General features: G+C 62.0%; 16 protein-coding genes. 10 read left to right on the forward strand and 6 right to left on the reverse strand.

All coding sequences use genetic code 11. The features are described 5' to 3' along the window. Positions 1-9: 9 nt before the first annotated feature. Positions 10-663 carry a sugar O-acetyltransferase gene (locus JF70_RS02295; protein WP_045935137.1) on the forward strand — a complete coding sequence of 218 codons (654 nt, stop codon included), beginning with the start codon at positions 10-12 and terminating at the stop codon, positions 661-663. A gap of 71 nt (positions 664-734) precedes the next feature. Here the strand turns inward: JF70_RS02295 and JF70_RS02300 are convergent, their stop codons facing one another. Continuing rightward, complete coding sequence (locus JF70_RS02300; RefSeq protein ID WP_045935138.1) at positions 735-1352, reverse strand: TetR/AcrR family transcriptional regulator; 618 nt, start codon at positions 1350-1352, stop codon at positions 735-737. A 311-nt stretch (positions 1353-1663) separates the two neighbouring features. Here JF70_RS02300 and JF70_RS02305 point away from each other — a divergent pair, with 311 nt between their 5' ends. From JF70_RS02305 to ileS, 6 genes are all read left to right on the forward strand, one after another. Further along, positions 1664-2998, forward strand: coding sequence for an MFS transporter (locus JF70_RS02305; protein WP_045935139.1), 1335 nt, complete (start codon positions 1664-1666; stop codon positions 2996-2998). A gap of 51 nt (positions 2999-3049) precedes the next feature. Further along, positions 3050-4405, forward strand: coding sequence for a glycoside hydrolase family 30 protein (locus JF70_RS02310; protein WP_052690700.1), 1356 nt, complete (start codon positions 3050-3052; stop codon positions 4403-4405). A 33-nt stretch (positions 4406-4438) separates the two neighbouring features. After that, positions 4439-6553: a beta-galactosidase gene (locus JF70_RS02315; RefSeq protein WP_269420614.1), complete on the forward strand. Its 2115-nt coding sequence runs from the start codon at positions 4439-4441 to the stop codon at positions 6551-6553. 83 nt (positions 6554-6636) lie between these two features. After that, positions 6637-8937 carry a glycoside hydrolase family 3 N-terminal domain-containing protein gene (locus JF70_RS02320; RefSeq protein WP_045935140.1) on the forward strand — a complete coding sequence of 767 codons (2301 nt, stop codon included), beginning with the start codon at positions 6637-6639 and terminating at the stop codon, positions 8935-8937. 70 nt (positions 8938-9007) lie between these two features. Beyond that, positions 9008-10282 (forward strand): glutamate-cysteine ligase family protein, encoded by a 1275-nt coding sequence (locus tag JF70_RS02325; protein WP_045936041.1) that lies wholly within the window; start codon positions 9008-9010, stop codon positions 10280-10282. A 275-nt stretch (positions 10283-10557) separates the two neighbouring features. Then, positions 10558-13902: a mupirocin-resistant isoleucine--tRNA ligase gene (gene ileS / locus JF70_RS02330; RefSeq protein ID WP_045935141.1), complete on the forward strand. Its 3345-nt coding sequence runs from the start codon at positions 10558-10560 to the stop codon at positions 13900-13902. 136 nt (positions 13903-14038) lie between these two features. On the opposite strand, the gene JF70_RS02335 is transcribed toward ileS, so the two are convergent. Further along, positions 14039-14986 carry an aldo/keto reductase gene (locus tag JF70_RS02335; RefSeq protein ID WP_045935142.1) on the reverse strand — a complete coding sequence of 316 codons (948 nt, stop codon included), beginning with the start codon at positions 14984-14986 and terminating at the stop codon, positions 14039-14041. Between the two features lie 175 nt (positions 14987-15161). Here JF70_RS02335 and JF70_RS02340 point away from each other — a divergent pair, with 175 nt between their 5' ends. Further along, complete coding sequence (locus JF70_RS02340) at positions 15162-16127, forward strand: SPFH domain-containing protein (protein ID WP_045935143.1); 966 nt, start codon at positions 15162-15164, stop codon at positions 16125-16127. Between the two features lie 62 nt (positions 16128-16189). On the opposite strand, the gene JF70_RS02345 is transcribed toward JF70_RS02340, so the two are convergent. Next, positions 16190-17041 carry a patatin-like phospholipase family protein gene (locus JF70_RS02345; RefSeq protein ID WP_045935144.1) on the reverse strand — a complete coding sequence of 284 codons (852 nt, stop codon included), beginning with the start codon at positions 17039-17041 and terminating at the stop codon, positions 16190-16192. A gap of 68 nt (positions 17042-17109) precedes the next feature. Continuing rightward, a complete protein-coding gene (gene murI, locus JF70_RS02350; RefSeq protein ID WP_045935145.1) occupies positions 17110-17895 on the reverse strand; it encodes a glutamate racemase in 786 nt (261 codons plus the stop codon). 67 nt (positions 17896-17962) lie between these two features. Here murI and dapF point away from each other — a divergent pair, with 67 nt between their 5' ends. Beyond that, a complete protein-coding gene (dapF, locus tag JF70_RS02355; RefSeq protein ID WP_045935146.1) occupies positions 17963-18928 on the forward strand; it encodes a diaminopimelate epimerase in 966 nt (321 codons plus the stop codon). Here the strand turns inward: dapF and JF70_RS02360 are convergent, their stop codons facing one another. After that, entirely contained in the window at positions 18929-19537 is a 609-nt protein-coding gene (locus JF70_RS02360; RefSeq protein ID WP_052690822.1) for a vitamin K epoxide reductase family protein, read from the reverse strand. Positions 19538-19608: 71 nt separating this feature from the next. Between JF70_RS02360 and JF70_RS02365 the strand changes: the two genes are divergently transcribed. Further along, positions 19609-20496 carry a PHP domain-containing protein gene (locus JF70_RS02365; protein WP_045935148.1) on the forward strand — a complete coding sequence of 296 codons (888 nt, stop codon included), beginning with the start codon at positions 19609-19611 and terminating at the stop codon, positions 20494-20496. A gap of 64 nt (positions 20497-20560) precedes the next feature. On the opposite strand, the gene JF70_RS02370 is transcribed toward JF70_RS02365, so the two are convergent. Next, positions 20561-20800, reverse strand: coding sequence for a DUF3107 domain-containing protein (locus tag JF70_RS02370; protein ID WP_045935149.1), 240 nt, complete (start codon positions 20798-20800; stop codon positions 20561-20563). Positions 20801-20879: the final 79 nt, after the last annotated feature.

Genomic DNA, 20879 nt, shown 5'->3' on the forward strand with positions numbered 1-20879 from the left:
GGGGTTCCCATGACCAGCCGCGAGGAGATCAAGGCTCTGCTGGACACCGACCAGATCTACATTGCCGATACACCCGAAATGAAGCAGGTCCAGGACGCCCAGCAGGATCTGGTCTTCGACTTCAACGCCTGCCGTCCCAGCCAGGTGGAGCAGAAGCAGGACCTCTGCAAGAAGATGTTCGGCTCATTCGGCCAAGGCAGCTGGATTGAGGGGCCGATACGGGCCAACTGGGCCTGCAACACCTACTGGGGGAGCAAATGCTACGCCAACTTCAACCTGGTTCTGGTCGACGACGGCCGCATTGACATAGGCGACCACACCATGTTCGGGCCCAACGTCACCATTGTGACCACCGGGCACACCATTCGCCCCGATATACGAGCCTATGGAACGCCTCAGTTCACGGTTCCGGTCAGCATCGGCAGGAATGTGTGGATCGGAGCAGGTGCCATCGTCATGCCGGGAGTGACCATCGGCGACAACACAGTCGTCGGGGCAGGGTCCCTGGTCACCAAGGACATTCCCTCCGACGTGGTCGCCTACGGCCACCCCTGCAAGGTCATCCGTCCGATCAATGACCACGATTACGAATATTTCTGGAGGGATCGGCGGTATCAGACGCCTTATGATGCCCGGCCCTTCAAGATGGAAGAAGAGGGCTGACTTTTCGGATGTCTCTGCCGGCTGGTCCGACCTTGTCAGGGAGGCCGCCGCCTCTATGCAGGCTGTGCTGTTCAGCGGTACCCATCCCAGAGCGGCAGAGGGAAAAGCAAGTCTTTGAACAGCTTCCATTCCTGGACATAGTCGATTTTCGGCTCCCGCAGCAGTCGTATTTGTATGCCGTCCATGACTTCCACGCTCATCCTGACGCTGTCTTGCATATCTCTGGACCAATCCATGCCGTCGGGGAGCGCCCAGGGGAACTTGGAATAATGCTTCCACACTTCTTCTGGTCTGTGGAGAAAATAGTCATGCAAGGGATGGTTGGTGGAGATGGCCTCGGTTTCCAGGACCGTATATAGCTGCGTGAGTTCAGGCTGGCTGGCATTGTGGGCGACCAGATAGTCAAAATAGGCCGGAAGATGAGGATGGTTCGGGTCGGATCCGGGTAGGCCAGTCTGCAAGAATTCCTCCGGGGTGCCATAGACGTCATAGATGTCGGTGATCAAGAGGGAGAGCAGTCCTTCCTTGCTGCCTACGTAATGGAGAACGCCCGGTTGAGACATGTCCACCATATCGGCAACGTCCTTGAGCGATATACCGTTGTATCCGTGTCTGCTGATGAGGTGGGCGGCGGCCTGTGTGATTTCCGCCCGTCTCACCTCTGGTGATTTTCTGGTTCGGCTCGCCATATTCCGGTCTTATGGCTCCTCTCCGCAGTTTCTGAGTGTCCTCATGCTGCTGGTTGTTTGATACTTATGGTACATGGGTGGTGCATGAGGATGGATTCGCAACAGTGATGAGGGAGTAGCTCAACAGGGTTTCAACCCAATCAGGTAAATGGAAAAGAAGTCAATGGAACTCGTTGATCTGCCTTAACTCGCTGATTTGACATTTATATCGAACGTCTGTTAGATATATAGTTATCTAATGGTTGGTAGATATGGCTGTCTGCCGGCATTGGACGTGTCAGAGAAGACTAAGTAATAGAGAGGTCGACACCATGAGCGACTCAGCTGCCCCGGGGTTGGGGGATTCTGAACTTCTGCAGGCGCATAAGGCAGCCTTGGCTGCTGCCGACAAGAACCCCATGCTCTCGCCTGAAACTGGCAAGCCAGTCCCGAAAAAGACCCTGTTCAGGTTTGGCGCGAGCTTCCTGGCCTTCGGCATTCTGTGGATGTCGGGCCTGGGCATCGTCAGCATCGTGCTGCTTCCCGAGCATCTCAAGCAGGTTCCAGGCATCGCTCCCGAGGCGCTGATGGGCATAGTCAATGCCTGTACGGCCGTAGCTTCGTTGGTCTCCAACCTGCTCTTCGGAAACTTTTCTGATCGCAGCCGCTCCCGGTACGGGCGTCGGACCCCATGGGTCCTGGGGGGTGCAGTCCTGGGCGGCGTAACCCTCTTTCTGACCGGCATGACCACCAACCCGGTCCTGCTGACCATCGTCTATTGTCTCTGCATGTTCGGTCTGAACTGCATGATCGCCCCCATGGTGGCCATCCTGTCCGACCGCGTGCCTTCCGGTGTGCGCGGAACACTGTCCGCCTTCTATGGAGCAGGCTCTACCATCGGTTCGCCCATCGGCTCCCTGATCGGCGCGGCCCTGGTGACCCATATGTTCACTGGCTTCGTCCTCGCTGGCTTACTCATGTTCCTGGGTGGCGTCGTGGCCATTCTGATCATGCCCAGGGAGGGCTCGGCTGCTTACCTGCCCAAGGACGAGGGCACCCTCATGGATGTGCTCAAGTCTTTCCAGCCTCCGCGCTTCCATGGGGGCCACGACTTCTATAAGGCCTTCGTCGGAAGGCTCTGCATGCTGTTGAGCTATCAGATGATCTCCGCATATCAGCTCTACATCATCGAAAAGTATGTGGGCCAAACCGTAACCCAGGCAGCCGCAACCATTTCGGTCATGTCCGTCATCACCATGGTGGTTTCCCTGCTGGGTTCTTTGGTCTCGGGGCCCGTTTCCGACCTGATCGGGCGGCGCAAGGTGCCGGTGGTCATCGCCTCCGTCCTCTTTGCCATTGGTATCGCCATGCCCTGGATCAGTCCCACGGTCATGGGCATGTATCTGTACGCCGGCATTGCCGGGTTCGGCTATGGAGTCTATTCGTCCGTCGACCAGGCGCTCAATGTCGATGTCCTGCCCAGCAAGGAGGAAGCCGGCAAGGATCTGGGCATCCTCAACCTGGCCACCACGCTGGGGCAGATGGCCGGCCCTCTGGTCATGTCCTTCATCACTCTGAACTGGGGTTATGCGGCGGCCTTCCCCACGGCCATCGCCTTCGCCCTGCTCGGATGTGTCTTTATCCTGATGATCAGAAACGTCAAGTAACCCCGGCCTCTCCGGGTATGCAGAAAAACTATGCAAAGGAGCAGAAGATTCATGAATAAGAAGGCAGAACCGATCTGGGTTGCAACCACTCGGCAGCAGGCCATGCAGGAGCAGCACTTGGCTGCCTCCGCCATGGAGACGTCAGCTGATCTGGAATGTACCGGTGTCAAAAAGCAGACTCTGCGAGGGTTTGGCGGCTGCTTCAATGAGTTGGGGTGGCTGCCCTTGCAAGAGCTGGGGGAGGAGAAACGTGAGGGGATCATCCGTGAGCTCTTCAGCCCGGACGAGCTGAATCTGACCTTCAACAGGACTCCGGTGGGTGCCAATGACTTCGCTGCAAGTTGGTACAGCTACGACGAAACCGACGGTGACTATGACCTGGAGCATTTCAGCGTCGATCACGACGAGCAGACCCTGATTCCGTATATCCGCCAGGCCCAGAAGTATCAGCCGAACATGGGACTGTTCGCCAGCCCATGGAGTCCGCCCACCTGGATGAAACGGCCCAAGGTCTACAATTTCGGGCGAATCGACATGAGCGAGCGCAATCTCACTGCATATGCCCGCTACCTACTGCGGTATGTGCGCGAATATGACCGCCGTGGTATCCACATCGACCAGCTGCATGTGCAGAACGAGGTCTTTGCGGACCAGAAATTCCCCTCCTGCCTCTGGTCCAGCGAGGACATGCGCATCTTCATCCGGGACTATCTGGGTCCCCTCTTCGCCAAGGAGGCGCCGGACACGGCCATCTTCCTGGGGACGCTGAATGGTCCCGAGGATATGAAATTCGGTCCCGAAGGCATGATCCTCGAGAACTACAACCGGTACGTGGACAACATCCTCTTTGACGAGGACTGCCGCAGGTACATCGCCGGCATCGGCTACCAGTGGGCCGGCCAGCATGACATTGAGCGCACCCACCAGTCCTGGCCTGAGATTGAGCTGGAGCAGACCGAGTCCGAATGCGGCATGGGCGGCAACAGCTGGGAGTACGCCGAATACGTCTTCTCGCTGGTCAACAGGTATCTCCGGGCCGGAGCCACCTGCTACACCTACTGGAACATGGTCCTGGGCCAGGGCATATCCACCTGGGGATGGCGGCAGAACTCCCTCTTCTCCATCGACACCAGCACCGGCCAGGTCAGGCGGAACCCCGAGTACTACGTCATGCGCCACTACTCGCACTATGTGCGCCCGGGCGCTCGCCTGCTGGATACTCGCGGCCATTTCAGCTCCATGGCCACAGCCTTCGAAAACCCGGATGGGTCGATCGTCGTCGTTGCCCAGAACGCCCTGGACCGCGCCATGCCCTTCTCCTTCTGCGGGCCGGGAGGGGACGACGAGGGGAGCCAAGGTTTCCAAGTGACCCTGGAGCCACGATCCTTCAACACCTTCGTCCTATGAATTGAGTCCCGTAGATTAAGATTGGAGTTCATCATGTCAGACAACGCAGTCCGAACCAAGGACCACTCAGCTTCGTCAGGCGGCACGCGTCTGCCGGACAGGCTCATCTTCGGATGTGCCTACTACGACGAATACATGCCCTATGAGCGGGTGGACAAGGACATGTCCATGATGAAGTCCGCCGGCATCACCACCATTCGTATCGCCGAATCCACCTGGAGCACCCTGGAGCCCCAGCCGGGCGTATTCGACTTCAGCCATGTGGACCGGGTGCTGGATGCTGCTGGACGCTTCGGCATCCAGGTCATCGTGGGCACGCCCACCTATGCCGTGCCCTCCTGGCTGGTCGCCATGCACCCGGATGTTCTGGCGGATACCCCCAAGGGCCACAACCGGTATGGCGCCCGCCAGATCATGGACATTGTCAACCCTTCCTACCGGTACTATGGCGAGCGCGTCATCCGCAGGCTGATGAGCCATGTGGCGGACAACCCCCAGGTGATCGGCTACCAGGTCGACAACGAGACCAAGTACTACGACTGCGTATCGCCCGACATGCAGCGGCTCTTCGTCAAGGATCTGCGACGGCGCTTTGATGACGATTTGGACCGTCTCAATGCGGCCTTTGGCCTGGATTACTGGTCAAATAGGATCGACTCCTGGGAAGATTTTCCCGATCTTACCGGGACCATCAACGCGTCCCTGGGGTCGGCCTTCGACCGCTTCCGCCGCAGCCAGGTCAGCCGCTACCTGGCCTGGCAGGCTGGCATCGTGCGCGAATATGCCCGCGACGACCAGTTCGTCACCCACAACTTCGATTTCGACTGGGGTCCGGGCTGGTCATACGGCGTCCAGCCAGCTGTCGATCACTTCGAGGCGGCCGAATGCCTGGACGTGGCCGGTGTGGACATCTACCACCCCACCGAGGATGACCTGACCGGCAAGGAGATCGCCTTCGGCGGGGATATGACCCGCAGCCTGAAAGGTGGCGCCAACTATCTGGTTCTGGAAACCGAGGCCCAGGGGCAGAACGGTTGGTTGCCTTACCCGGGCCAGCTGCGGCTGCAGGCATACAGCCATCTGGCCTCGGGGGCTGACGGGGTCATGTACTGGCACTGGCATTCCATCCACAACTCCTTCGAGACCTACTGGAAGGGGCTGCTTTCACAGGATATGGAACCCAACCCCACCTATGAGGAGGCCGGCCGGTTCGGCAGGCAGATAGCGCAGAAGGGTGTGGGGGAGCGTCTGATCAACCTCCGAAAGCGCAACAAGGTCGCCATCATGGTGGGCAACGACTCCCTGACCGCTCTGGACTGGTTCTCCCTGGAGACCGGCTTCCCCCGTCAGCAGGGGCAGATCTCCTACAACGATGTGGTCAGACGGGTCTACGATGCCCTCTTCGAGCTCAACATCGAGTGCGATTTCATCAGCGACAAGGCTGACCGGTCCCAGCTGGGCCGCTATGCCATGGTCCTGGCTCCTGCCCTCTACAGCACCAATGAGGATACGCTGAAGGCCCTGGCCGACTATGTCCATCAGGGAGGTCACCTGGTGGCCACGCTGCGCTCCTTTGTGGCGGACGAGAACCTCAAGGTCTGGCATGACAAGGCTCCGCACCTGCTGACCGACGTGTTCGGCATCGACTACAACCAGTTCACCCGTCCCGGCAAGGGGCTCACCCTGGATCTACATGGGTCCGACCAGGCCGGACCGACCTGCCAGGGGCTGATTGAGTTGCTGAATCCGCGAACCGGAACCCAGGTCCTAGCCTCCTATGACCATCCGGTCTGGGGGCGGTATGCATCTGTGACCCGTCATGATTACGGCCACGGCAGTGCGGAGTGGATCGGCACCCTGCCCTCGGCCCAGGGCATGCGGATGCTGCTTTCGGATGCAGCGGATGCGGCTGGCCTGGGCGGCCCCGCCCGGGACCTGGCTGGTGTGGTCACCGTGCGGGAGGGCATCAATGCCCTGGGGGAGCAGGTCGCTTACCTGCTCAATTATTCATCCAAGGAGGTCAGGCTGGACGCACCCTATGGGGGGCATCTGCTGGTGGCCGACGGGCAGGCTGATCCTCAGGCTCATGTCGACCAGGGCCAATCAATGACCATCGGACCCTGGGACCTGGCGATCATCGTTCGATAGACCGGCTTCAGTCTGATCGGCTTCAGACTGACCGGACGCAAATATGAGTGGATGAGTGCTCAGTAAGAAAGGAAGGTGCCCAGATGGCATCAAGAAAGTTGACGGAGGACCTACCCTACCGCAATCCCGACCTAAGCGTGGATGAGCGAGTGGCTGACCTGGTGGGCCGGATGACCCGTGAGGAGAAGGTGGGCCAGATGATGCAGCTTGATGCCCGCTCGGGAGTGGACAAGGAGGTGGTGGACCAGCATGCTGGATCCCTGCTGCATGTCTCTCCGCAGAACATGATCAAGGCTGACAAGGCCGTTCATCGCACCCGTCTGGGCATTCCTCTGCTGATCGGCGATGACTGCATCCACGGCCATTCCTTCTTCCGCGGGGCCACCATTTTTCCCGAGCAGTTGGGCATGGCGGCTTCCTTCGACCCTGAACTGGTTCAGCGGATGGGGCGGGCCACAGCCCAGGAGGTCGCCACAACAGGCGTCCACTGGACCTTCTCCCCGGTGCTCTGCATCGCCAGGGACACCCGCTGGGGCCGGGTGGATGAGACCTTCGGCGAGGACCCCTTCCTGATCGGCGAAATGGCCTCGGCCATGGTGCGCGGCTACCAGGGCGGATCAGCCATGACCGGGACCTTGCCCAAGGATGCTGTGCTGGCCACGGCCAAGCACTTCGCTGGCTATTCCGAGACCCAGGGCGGGCGCGATGCCTCCGAGGCCGACCTCTCGCACCGCAAGCTGCTCTCCTGGTTCCTGCCGCCCTTCGAGCGCCTGGCCAAGGAGGGTGTGGCCACCTTCATGCTGGGCTACGAGTCCATCGACGGGGTACCTGTCACCATCAACAACTGGCTGCTCAACGACGTGCTTCGAGGGGAATGGGGTTACCAGGGCACCCTGATCACCGACTGGGACAACGTGGGCCGGATGGTCTGGGAGCAGAAGGTGCAGCCCGACTACACCAGGGCATCCGCAGCCGCCGTCAAGGCCGGCAACGACCTGATCATGACCACGCCCGGCTTCTACCAGGGGGCCTTGGATGCACTGGATGCCGGGCTGCTGCGTGAGGAGGACCTCGACCGGGCGGTCAAGCACATCCTGGCCCTGAAATTCCGCATGGGGCTCTTCGAGGATCCGCGTCTGCCCGACCCAGAGGCCCAGAAGGCGGTCATCAACTCCCCGGAGCACCAGGGGCTCAACCTCCAGGTAGCCCAGGAGTCGGTGGTCCTTTTGAAAAACGATGGCATCCTGCCCCTGTTCGGCGGGGTCGATGCCGATGGCCGCCCCGGTGATGACTCAGCGCACAGCATCGCCCTGGTCGGTCCGCTGATCGACGATGCCCAGAACCAGTTGGGGGACTGGGCCGGTGGTTCGGGTCAGTGCGACTGGATCAAGGACCAGCCTCGGGAGATGATCTCGACCGTGGCCGACGGTCTGCGCCAGGAGCTGCCTGAAAACTGGCGGCTCGACTGCGAGCAGGGCGTCGACGTGCTCCGTCTGGTCGACGACCCGGCGGGCAAGCTCTTCCCCGATGGCCAGCCCAGGCCCAAGGTGGCGGCCCCGGCCAGGATCGATCAGGACCGCTTCGACAGGGCAGTGGACCTGGCCAGGCAAAGCGACCTGGTGGTTGCCGTGGTCGGCGACGTGGTCCAGCTGGTGGGCGAGGGCCGTTCGACTGCCACCCTGGAGCTCTACGGTCCTCAGCGCGATCTGCTGGATGCCCTGGCGCAGACGGGCAAGCCCATGGTCATCGTGCTCATGTCCTCCAAGCCGCTGATCCTGCCTCCGTCCGCACAGTCTGCCAGGGCTCTGATCTGGCAGCCCGACCCAGGCATGCAGGGCGGCCGTGCCCTGGCCGGGATTCTCACCGGCAAGGTTGAGCCCACAGGCAGGCTGCCCATCACCTTCCCCAGGCATGCCGGGCAGCTGCCGGTCTACTACAACCAGATCCGGGGCCAGCATGGTGACCGCTATGCCGATCTGACCCAGGATCCGGCCTTCGCTTTCGGTCAGGGTATGGGCTACACCACCTTTGCCTACGGAAAGCCCCAGGTCGATGGACCGGATACCGTCGGACCCGAGGACACGGTCAGGATGACCGTAGACCTGACCAACACCGGCCAGCGGCCAGGCACTGAGGTGGTCCAGGTCTATATCAGCGACCTGGTGACCTCCGTCAGCTGGGCTGACCGCGAACTCAAGGCCTTCCAAAGGGTTCAGCTGGATCCAGAGCAGACCCGGAAGGTGGTTTTCGATCTTCCGGTGGCCGAGTGGGCCCTGGTTGATGCCGACTGCAATCGCAGGGTCGAGCCCGGTCAATTCCAGGTGCTGGTGGGGTCCTCTTCGCGCAGGGAAGACCTGCAGGCTGTGACAGTGACCGTGGGCTGACGGCCCTCCGATAGCGCAACTCCTCGCGTGTTGGTTGCCCATGGCCCTCGCCCGCTTCTACCATGACAGCATGAGGAAAAGCGTAGGCGCTGGGTATGCGCACCTGTTGACGGTCCCCAATCCGCGGCATGTGGACAGCCTGGTCGACTACTTCACACGCGGATCCAAACCGCGGTCCAAGTGGCGGTTCGGCATTGAGGTCGAGCATCTGCCGGTCCGCAACGACGGGTCCGACGCTCCGGTTCCCTATGAGGGGGAGCGGGGCATCGAGGCTCTGCTGTCGGCCTTGGAGCCCAGCTACGACGGCGATAAGGAATACCGGGAGGACGGTCACCTGGTAGGCCTGAGCAGGCCGGGCTGCGTGGTCTCCCTGGAGCCCGGAAGCCAGGTGGAGTGTTCCCTGGGTGTGGTGCGGGACAGCCGGGAATTCGAGGACCTCTACCGTCGCTTCCGTGCCGAGGTCGACCCCATTGCCGAGCGGCTGGGGTTCCGCCTGGTCGAGTACGGGTACCGTCCGGCCGGGTCCTACGCGGATGTGGACATCAATCCCAAGGAACGCTATGCGGTCATGAACACCTACCTGGGTCGCATAGGCCAGTGCGGGCCCATGATGATGCGCAGCACCGCCTCAACCCAGATCAGCATCGACTACCAGGACGAGGACGATGCCATCGTCAAGATTCGTCTGGGCACGGCCATCGGGCCCATTTTGGCCTACTTTTTCCGCAACACCCCAATCTTTGAGGGGAAGCCCAACCGCATGCCCCTGCGGCGCCAGCGGATCTGGGACTGGCTCGACACCCAGCGTACGGGCCTGATTCCGGGGCTGTTCGAGGACGGCTTCGGCTGGGAGGACTATGCCGTGGACATGCTCTCCACCCCGCTCATGGTGGCAGACGTCTCCCACACACCGGAGGTGGAGGGGCCGCAGGGGCAACAGGTCTTCATCGCCTGGCATGAGAACGCCGGTGAAATCTATCCTGACCGCCGGCTCAACGATGCCGAGATAGCGCACATCCTGACCACCCACTTCAATGACGTCCGCCTGAAGAACTACATCGAGCTCAGGCACTGGGATTCCCTGCCCATGAAACGTGCCAGCCGACTTCTTGAGGTCGTCGGTGGCATCTTCTACGACCCGGATCGATTCGCCGGACTTGTCGGTCTTTTGGACGGGGTGAGCGAGGAGGATGTGCTCCAGGCCAAGGCCGACCTGCAGGTTCGTGGGGGCCAGGCCAGCCCCTATGGCCGCTCCCTGGACTTCTGGCGGCAGGCGCTAGGTGCCGAGGACACTCTGGATGATCTTCCGGGCGATCCACGCCATCCCGATCTCTTCCAGTCCTGACGACTGTTTCGTTATGCGAACGGGCGGGTCCGGTTTCCTGAGGATGGTATAATCTGGTCACCAATGGGCCTTGATCCGTCATCAGCGGGGAGCCCTCGGAAGAACGGGGTCGCCTGCGGCGGTCCCCAGTAGAACCGACGGGTGGGCCCGCATAGCCCAGTTCAAGCGGTCCGGCGCGGGTCATTGGCCGGGCAAGCGAGGTGGTACCGCGGTGGGCCCCATGGGTCCCTCGTCCTCGACATGGCGACATGAACGACCAGCGAGGAGCGTGAACGGTGAATCAGACCACTGATACCTCAGATGCGACAAGTCGGGACAGCGAAGTCTATCCCAAGGCGGTGGTGGACCCGGCTCTGGCCAAGGTGAAGCCCAATCCCTCCTTCCCCCATATGGAGGAGTCCGTCCTGGACTACTGGGATCACGACGACACCTTCAACAAGTCAGTGGATCGTCGCCCGTCCGGCGATCACGCCGACAACGAGTTCGTCTTCTTCGATGGCCCGCCCTTCGCCAACGGCCTGCCCCACTACGGGCACCTGCTGACCGGCTACGTCAAGGATGTCATTCCCCGTTACCAGACCATGAAGGGCCACAAGGTCAAGAGGGTCTTCGGCTGGGACACCCACGGCCTGCCCGCGGAGCTGGAGGCGCAGCGCGAGCTGGGCATCGACAGCGTGGATCAGATCGAGCAGATGGGCATCGAGAAGTTCAATGATGCCTGCCGCGCCTCGGTGCTCAAGTACACCAGCGAGTGGAAGGACTACGTCCACCGTCAGGCCCGCTGGGTGGACTTCGACCACGGCTACAAGACCCTGGATGTCTCCTACATGGAGTCGGTCATGTGGGCCTTCAAGACCCTCTATGAGAAGGGCCTGGCCTACGAGGGCTACCGGGTGCTGCCCTACTGCTGGAAGGACCAGACCCCGCTGTCCAACCATGAGCTGCGCATGGATGCCGATGTCTACCAGGACCGGCAGGACACCACTGTCTCCGTGGCCGTCAAGCTCAGGGACGAGGACGCCTATGCGGTCTTCTGGACCACCACCCCCTGGACCGTCCCCACCAACCTGGCCATCGTGGTCGGCGCCGACATCGAGTACTCCGAGGTCAGCCCGGTGTCTGGCCCCTTCGCCGGCAAGCGGTTCTATATCGCCACGGCCCGTTTGGGAGACTACGCCAAGCAGCTGGGGGAGGACTACCAGGTGGTCCGCACCCTCAAAGGGTCCCAGATGGAGGGCTGGCGGTACTGGCCGGTCTTCCCCTACTTCGCCGGAGAGCAGGCCGAATCCGAGGGCGGCACCCCCGGACCCAACGCCTATACCATCTACACGGCCGACTACGTCGACACCGTGGAGGGCACCGGCCTGGTCCACCAGGCTCCCTACGGCGAGGACGATATGAACACCCTGAACGCCAAGGGCATCCGCAGCCTGGACGTCCTCGATGCCGGGGCCGTCTTCACCGAGCAGTGCCCCGACTACCAGGGCATGCAGGCCTTCGAGGCCAACATGCCCATCGTGCGCAACCTGCGCGCAGGCGACGGCCCCCTGGCACAGATCCCTGCCGAGCACCGGGCCATCCTCTTCCAGGAGAAGAGCTACGTCCACTCCTACCCCCACTGCTGGCGTTGCGGCACCCCGCTGATCTACAAGCCGGTCTCCAGCTGGTTCGTCTCCGTGACCAAAATCAAGGACCGCCTGCTGGAACTCAACCAGCAGATCAACTGGATACCCGAGAATGTCAAGGACGGCCAGTTCGGCAATTGGCTGGCCAATGCCCGCGACTGGTCCATCTCCCGCAACAGGTTCTGGGGCTCGCCCATCCCGGTCTGGGTCTCGGACGATCCCAAGTACCCGCGGGTGGATGTCTACGGGTCCCTTGATGAGCTCAAGAAGGACTTCGGCCGTTACCCGACCGATGACAAGGGGCAGATCAACATGCATCGGCCCTGGATCGACCAGCTGACCAGGCCCAACCCGGACGACCCGACCGGCAAGTCCACCATGCACAGGATCACCGATGTGCTGGACTGCTGGTTCGAATCGGGCTCCATGCCCTTCGCCCAGTTCCACTACCCCTTCGAGAACAAGCAGTACTTCGAGGACAGGGATCCCTGTGATTTTGTTGTGGAGTACATCGGCCAGACCCGTGGCTGGTTCTACACCATGCACATCATGTCCACGGCCCTCTTCGACCGGCCGGCCTTCAAGAACGTGATCTGCCATGGCATCGTCCTGGGTTCCGACGGCCAGAAGATGAGCAAGCACCTGCGCAACTATCCGGATGTGAACGAGGTCTTCGACAAGTATGGATCCGATGCCATGCGCTGGTTCCTGATGAGCTCTTCCATCCTGCGCGGCGGCAATCTGGTTGTCACTGCTGATGGCATCCGGGACACGGTCCGCCAGGTCATGCTGCCGGTCTGGAGCTCCTACTACTTCTACACGCTCTACGCCAACGCGGCCAACAAGGGCGCCGGCTATCAGGCCCAGGCGTTGACACCGGAGCGTGTGGCCGACCTGCCGGAGATGGACCGCTTCCTGCTGGCACGGACCCGTCGGCTGATCCAGTCGGTGCAAAAGGCCCTGGACGACTTCGCCATCTCGGAGGCCTGCGATGCGGTGACCGACTTCATCGACGTGCTGACCAACTGGTACATCCGCAACAACCGCGACCGCTTCTGGAGCGAGGACCACCGGGCTTTCGACACCCTCTACACTGTCCTGGAGGCCTTCGCCCGCGTTCTGGCCCCCCTGGCGCCCATGGAGGCCGAGCAGATCTGGCGTGGCCTGACCGGCGGTGAGTCGGTCCATCTGGCTGACTGGCCCTTCCTGGCCGATGAGGCCACCGGACAGGAGACCCGACTGGGACAGGTTCTGCGTGACGATCCTGCCCTGGTAGCCGCCATGGAGAAGGTCCGCGAGGTGGTTTCGGCCACCCTGGCCCTGCGCAAGGCCGAGCAGATCCGCGTCCGCCAGCCCCTGTCCCTGCTGACTGTGGTGGTCCGTGACCCCGACGCGGCCCGCTCCTACGTGGATGTGCTCAAGTCCGAGCTCAACATCAAGGATGTGGAGTTCTGCACCCTGGACCAGGCCGGTCAGCATGGTCTGCGGATCATCCACGATCTCAAGGTCAATGCCCGTGCGGCCGGACCCCGGCTGGGCAAGCAGGTCCAGTTCGTCATCAAGGCTTCCAAGCAGGGCGACTGGTCCGAGCAGGACGGCCACGTGGTCGTCACCACCCCCGACGGAGCGGTGGCCCTGGAACCCGGCGAATACGAGCTGGACAACCGGATCGAGCAGGAGGATGGCTCCCAGGCCGACCGGTCGGCCTCCGCGGCCCTGCCCACCGGCGGCTTCGTCATTCTCGACACCCAGCTGGATGACGACCTCCTGGCTGAGGGCTATGCCAGGGATCTGATCCGTCAGGTTCAGGATGCCCGGAAGACCGCCGGTCTGGACATCGCTGACCGGATTCGGCTGACCCTGACCCTCCCCAAGGAGGATGCCTCCAAGGCTCAGCAGTTCAGCGACCTGATCGCCCGCGAAACCCTGGCCACCAGTCTGACCGTCAATGCTGGCGATCTGGACCAGCCGCAGGTCGATCTGGTCAAAGCCTGATCATAATTGCATAAAAAGGGCTTCCATCTGATAGGAGATGGAAGCCCTTTTTCATACGACCTGCCTGGCTAGGTGCTCGTCTGCGCCACGCTTGGCCGTGCGGCTGGCAATATTGCGATGGAGTGCCGGCTGCTGATCAGCCCTTGACCTTGTCGCTGACCTGGTCCAGGGTCTGCATATCCTGGTCGCTCAGTTCCAGATGGGCAGCGGCCAGAAGGGCCGGCAGCTGCTCGGGGGTGCGTGCAGAGGCGATGGGGGCCGCGATCCCAGGCCTGTGGTTGAGCCAGGCCAGTGCTACGGTGGCCAGTTCGACCCCATGGGCCTTGGCGATGCCGTCCATGGCGGCGACCACGTCCAGCCCCTCCTGGGTGAAGAAGTCCTTGACCATGCCCTCACGCTGCTTGCCCTTGAGGTCGTCCATGGTCCGGTACTTGCCCGTCAGGAAGCCCGCAGCCAGTGAGAAGTAAGGGAAGACCGCCAGATCCTCGTCCTTGGCAACCGGCATAAGACCATTCTCATAGTCCTTGCGGTAAACCAGGTTGTACTGGGGCTCCAGGGCCACCGGCAGGGTCAGGCCATTCTTGCGGGCAATGCTGAACCACTCGCGGATCCGGTCCGGTGTGTAGTTGGACAGACCGATGGCCCGGACCTTGCCCTCCTTGACCAGCTTGTCGAAGGCTGCCGCAGTCTCCTCCAAGGGGGTGGAGCTGTCATCGAAGTGGGCATAGTAGAGGTCGATCACATCCAGGCCCAGCCTGAGCAGGGAGGCATCGGCGGCGGCTTCGATGTTCTTGGCCGAAAGACCGGAGTATTGGGGATGCTGGCTGACCTTGGTCGCCACCAGGACCTTGTTGCGGTTGTCGTTCTTGGCCAGCCAGCGGCCCAGGACAATCTCTGACTCGCCGCCGGAGTGGCCGGGGGCCCAGGCCGAGTAGACGTCAGCCGTATCGATCAGATTGCCTCCGGCTGCCGTATAGGCGTCCAGGACCTGGTCAGACGTGGATTCATCGCTGGTCCATCCGAAGGTGTTGCCGCCCAGGACCAGGGGGAAGATTTCGGCGTCGATGCCGCGTAGTTTTGCCATGTTCATCCTTTCGGGTTGAAGGCTTGTTAAGCCGAGTCTATTACTGCTTGTGCGCCCCGACCGATTATTCAGACGAGTCCTTGATGTATGGTGATGAGAGGAAAAACCGGAATGGTGCGGTTTTTAGTCCGGCATCCAAGGGTTTTAAGCTCGAAGGAGAACTAGGAGAACATTTATGAATTTGGGCATTGTCATTTTGGTCGTCGTGCTAGTCATCTTCCTCCTGGGGATCTTCGTAGTGCCTCAGCAAAAGGCATACGTCATCGAGCGCTTCGGCAAGTACCAACGGGTGGCTCTGGCGGGCATCCATGTCAAGATCCCCCTGGTGGACCGGGTAGCCACCAAAACCAACCTGCGGGTCAACCAGCTGAACGTCAAGCTGGAGACCAAGACCAAGGACAATGTCTTCGTCACGGTGGAGGTTTCTGCACAATTTCGTGTGGAGGCGGCCAACGTGGCTACGGCCTACTATGAGCTGGGCGACCCGGAGGGCCAGCTGCGCTCCTACATGGAGGATGCCCTCAGGTCGGCCATTCCCGCTCTGAGTCTGGATGACGCCTTCGCCCGCAAGGATGACATCGCCTCAGACGTGCAGAAAACTGTGGGCCAGGAGATGCAGCGTTTCGGCTTCTCGGTCATCAAGACCCTGGTCACTGCCATCGACCCCTCCACCCAGGTCAAGCAGGCCATGGACTCCATCAACGCGGCACAGCGCGAGAAGGAGGCCACCAAGGAGCGTGCCGAGGCCCGTCGGATCGAAATCGAGACCCAGGCCAGGGCCGATGCCGAGAAGACCAGGATGCAGGGCGAGGGCCAGGCCAACTACCGGCGTGAGATCGCCAACGGCATTGTGGACCAGATCAACAGCCTGCGGGCCGTGGGCATGGATATCGATGCCGTCAACAATGTGGTGCTTTTCAACCAATATCTTGATGTGATGCGCTCGATGGCCGAGTCGGACAATGCCAAGACCCTGGTTCTGCCCGCGTCGACCCCCGGCGGGTACAACGACCTCTTCAACCAGATGACTGCTGCACTGATGACCGCCCAGAGCAGCCAGGAGAGTCAGGAGAGTATGGATCCCCGAGACGGCCGCGGGGAGGTACGGACAGAGAGCGGGACCGAGGCGCCGTCTCTCTAAAGTCTCATAGGAGGAGCCGAAGAAATCCGCCCTTTACAAGGCAGGTCCGGCGGGGGTGGGATTCAGCTTTTCAGGAAGTCGGCTATGGCCTCGGCGGCCCGATAGCCCTTGTCATACATGGCGTTGAGCCCCTTGAGCGACTTGCTCAGCGTGGTCAGCCCACACAGGCTGTCCGGGGCCAGGATGAGCACCCGACCCTCCTTTTCGGCCTGCTTGGCCAGAGCCACCTCGTCATTGTAGGTGCGGTAACGCTCCATCAGCCGCTCGCCGGCCGCCGGATAGGTCCTGGACAGGATCCGGGCCGGCAGGACGTCCTTCTTCTGCTCGCGCAGGATATCCCTCTGGCGTGTCAGGACCAGGACGATGCGTTCATAGCCCTCGTCCATGGCCTTGCGGACCGGGACCGGGTCCGCGATGCCGCCGTCCAGATAGGGTACGCCATCGATCATGTAGGGCTTGTTGGCCACCGGCACGGTTGATGAGGCCTTGAGGATGTCATAGTTGTCCTGGGCCAGGTCGGACTTGTCGAAGTAGACGGTGGATCCGTCAGTGGCCTTGCAGGCCACTACGGTGAACAGGGCCGGATTGGCCTTCAGAGCCTGGTAATCCAGCGGGCATTCCCCGTCGTGGGCCGACAGTTTGCCGTAGACGTAGTCCAGGTCGACGAAGGTGTGCTTGGTCAGGAAGTTTCTCACACTCGCGTACTCCTTGCGGGAGGAATACACAGTGTAGAAGCGGTAGCAGCGCCTGAGCTGGCCGGACAGGAATGAAGCCAGATTGGCGCTGCCGGCCGATACCCCGTAACAATGATCGAAAGTGATGCCCTGTTCCATGCAGCGGTCGAAGACGCCGGCGCCGAAGATGGACCGGTAGCCTCCGCCTACGTCAATGACGGCTGTTCTTTTGCGTACCATGGGCACCTCGTTTCCTGACAGAAATCCGCGCTTGATGACAGCTTATGCGTGAACGTTGGACAAGCCATTCAGGGGCGGCAGGAGGCCAGCAGCCGCTTGGACAGATCCAGCATGGCCGGTGAGGAATCAGAGTTGGCTATTTCCACTCTGCCGGGGCCAGGGCCCGGGTTGAGGGCATCGGCTTGTGACAGCAGATCCTTGAGGTGGCGGGCCGTCCCGTGGTTGCCGTCGATCAGCGCCAGGCCTGGCGGGCAAATGCGGGCGATGGACCGGCGGAAGAAGACGAAGTGGGTGCAGCCAAGGACCAGGGCATCCAGGGTCTGCAGATCATAGGGGTCCAGATAACGGTGCAGGGTGGCATCGACCAGGGCCTGATCATTCAGCCTGTCGGACTCCACAATGGTCACCAGATCTGGGCAGGGCTGGGTGAGGATGGTGTGTCTGCCGGAGAACCGTGCCATCAGGCGTGAGAACTTGGCTTCCTTCAAGGTCAGCGGGGTGGCGGTGACCAGAACCCGCTGGGGTCGGCCTCCGCCACGTGTGCAAGCCAGTTTCAGGGCCGGCTCCATGCCGATGACCGGGACCGGGTAGTGTTGGCGCATCTGATCAACGCAGACGCTGGTGGCGGTGTTGCAGGCGATGACCATGGCCTTGACTCCCTGGTCCATGAACCGGTCGCCGATGACCTGGCAGCGCTGGGCGATCCGGGCCGGCTCCTTGGTGCCGTAGGGAGCGTAGGCGGAATCGCCGAAGTAGAGCAGATTTTCCTGGGGCAGAAGCTTCTGGATGGCTGCGGTGACGCTCAGACCGCCGAGCCCGGAGTCGAAGATCCCGATCGGTGCATCTGATGTCATCTGATCCGCTCCTTTCGCAGCCGAAAAACCAGCCTAGCCTGTCGCCGAAGGGCCGTACGCTACAAGCATGAGTATTCCCCGGACTGTTTACAAAATGCAAGCCACCGGCAACGATTTCGTGGTCTACGCCGATCCCCGGGGGGATCTGGAGCCCACGGCCGACCAGGTGCGATGGCTGTGTGACAGGCATTTCGGGATCGGAGCCGACGGGGTCATCCGGCTGACCCACCCGGCTGATGTCAGTGACCTGAGCCAGGAGCAGGTGGATGCCTGCGACCGTTTCGGCTGCCAGTGGTTCATGGACTACCGGAATGCGGACGGTTCCTTGGCCCAGATGTGTGGCAACGGGACGCGGGCTGTCACCCTCTTCGCTCAGAAGCAGGGGCTGACACCGACCATGGAGGGCTCCTCCTTCCTGCTGGGGACCCGGGCCGGGGTCAAGCGGATCGTCTCGCGCAGTCCTATGCAGTGCAAGGGCGAGCATGTGTTCAAGGTCAAGGTCGGATCCTGGCGGATGGGTCCAGTGGGGGACCAGCTGGTCGACGGCGGGGCCCTGTCAGGCTCGGCTCCTGGCACCATGGTGGATATGGGCAATCCCCATGCGGTCGTTCTGGCCTCAGCCACGGCCGAATCGGAGGCTGGAGGGCTACCCGAAAACGTGACCGACCTGTTGAACAGAGCTGATCTGCCTGACCTGGGCGATTTAAATCTGTCGGTCCCGCCACAGGTCAGCCCTGGGTTGGACGAAGGGCAGAATGTGGAGTTCCTGCGTCTGGACTCGCTGCACGCTGAACATGGCAGCGGGCGGGCCACCATGAGGGTCTATGAGCGAGGCGTCGGGGAGACCCTGTCGTGCGGGACCGGTCTGTGCGCCAGTGGCGTGCTCCTGCGTGCCCTGACCGGGGTCGACCACTGGACCATCCAGGTGGGTGGAGGCCGTCTGAAGGTGGACGTGGATCCGCAGGATGTCTGGCTGACTGGACCGTCCAGAATGGTGGCGCGTCTGACCCTGGAGCATGTTCCCGGCTGCTGATCAGCCGAAGAGGGCGGATCCTTCCAAAGCCAGGACGATGGTTGCCAGGGCGACCAGCCAAATCAGGTCGACCATCAGATCGAAATGCCGCTGGTAATAGGCCTGCAGCCATCCTGGCCGCTTGTGCGGAAGACCCTGCTGGGTCACCGTGGCGTGGCTGAAGGCCATGAATTGCAGGCTGGTGGCGAAGGTCATGACCAGGCACCAGGGGCAGAGGGCGTGGATGACGAAGAGCGACTGGGTGAACAGCCAGAGGGCATAGGCCAGGGCGGCAAGCGAGGCCAGCCAGGTTCCAGCCGCCAGCAGCGCAGGCATCCTGATCCGGCACAGGCCGACTACGGCCAGCGTCAGGAAGACGGAATCGGCTATCAGTCCCAGGAAGGCATTGGGGACCGGTAGGGTGCCCAGGCGGATCAGCTCGGCCTGGGGCGACTGGGCCACGGCTGAGCAGGAGACCACAGAGTTGATGTCACAGCTGAGCTGGCCCTGGGGGTGCCGTGCCAATTGCAGGGTTTCCGCTGACAGGACCAGGCTGGCGTAGAGGGTTGCAAGTGAGGCCAAGGCGGCGATCAGATAGCTGGAAGGGGCTGACGAGGTCGATTCGCTCATGGGGTCCATCACCTCAATGGTCGGGAAGGTTCTCTGAGACGGGAACGCGTTCACGAGTTTAGGATGGAGGCATGACGCATGAGGATACTGCTAAGGCCTCCGGCTGGGATCTGCACTGCCACACCGTGTTCTCCGACGGCACCGTGACGCCCAGGGGGATGGTCGAGCAGGCGCAGCAGCTGGGACTGGAAGGTCTGGCCATCACCGACCATGACACCAATGCCGGCTGGGATGAGGCCCGTCAGGCGGCCAAGGCCCTGGGAATGCCCCTGCTGCCAGGCACCGAAATCACCGCGCAGGATGGCCGTGTCTCGGTCCACATGCTGGCCTACCTCTATGATCCGGAGGATCCGGTAATCGCCGGGCTCTTCGTCAAGACCAGGGAGGCCAGGCTGACCAGGACCAGGACCATGGTGGAGCGGATCTCCCGGGATTATCCGATCACCTGGCAGGATGTGCTGGACCAGGTCAAGGAGGGATCGAAGACCACGGTGGGGCGTCCGCATATCGCCGATGCCCTGGTCAAGGCCGGTGTCTATGCCGACCGGAGTCAGGCCTTTGCCGGGGTCTGCTCCTCCGGAAGCGCTTACTACCTGCCTACGCCCTCGCCGACCACCCATCAGGTGCTGGCAGCGGTCAACCATGCGGGTGGTGTTCTGGTCATCGCCCACCCCGGTGCCGTCAGCCGCAATCCTGTTCTGCTCTCCGACCGGCAGATTGCCGCACTGGCCAGGGAGGGGCTGGGCGGCCTGGAGGTCTGGCACCGGGACAATCCTCCTGAGCAACGTCGACGGCTGCTGGCCCTGGCCCAACGCTGGGGGCTGCTGGTCACCGGAGGATCGGATTGGCACGGCCAAGGCAAGCCCAATCGCATGGGGGAGAACAGCACCAGTGGCGACGTGGTGGCCCGAATCGTGGCCAGGGCCCGGGGGAGCCGTCCTGTGGCCTGGAAGGGTTAGCCGATATGGATGGGGGGCGGTCGGACCACAAGGATCCGGCCGCCCCCGTCAGGCGATCACAGCCTCAGTCGGCGGAGCCTCCCAGAGCGCCGAAGCCCACCGGATGGGTGGTGTCGGAACCGACCACTGCGTAGCCCAGGGACTCCTTGGGGACAATGATGTGCCGACCCTTGTCGTCCACCAGGTCGATGGGTCCGCCCTCGTTCAGGGCCTGGGTGATGTGGGCAGCCACCTCGTCCGCCTTGGCATTGGTGCTGAAGTTGACCGTGCGGGCCACATTCTTGATGCCGAATTCGATATCCATTGCTACCTCCAAGGTTGTTCTCCGTCGCCCAGACCTGCCGGTCCGCGGATCTTCCGGTCTCATTATTCGCTGACCCAGG

Origin of the sequence: Bifidobacterium mellis, from assembly GCF_000967265.1 — a bacterium.
GTDB lineage: Bacteria > Actinomycetota > Actinomycetes > Actinomycetales > Bifidobacteriaceae > Bombiscardovia > Bombiscardovia mellis.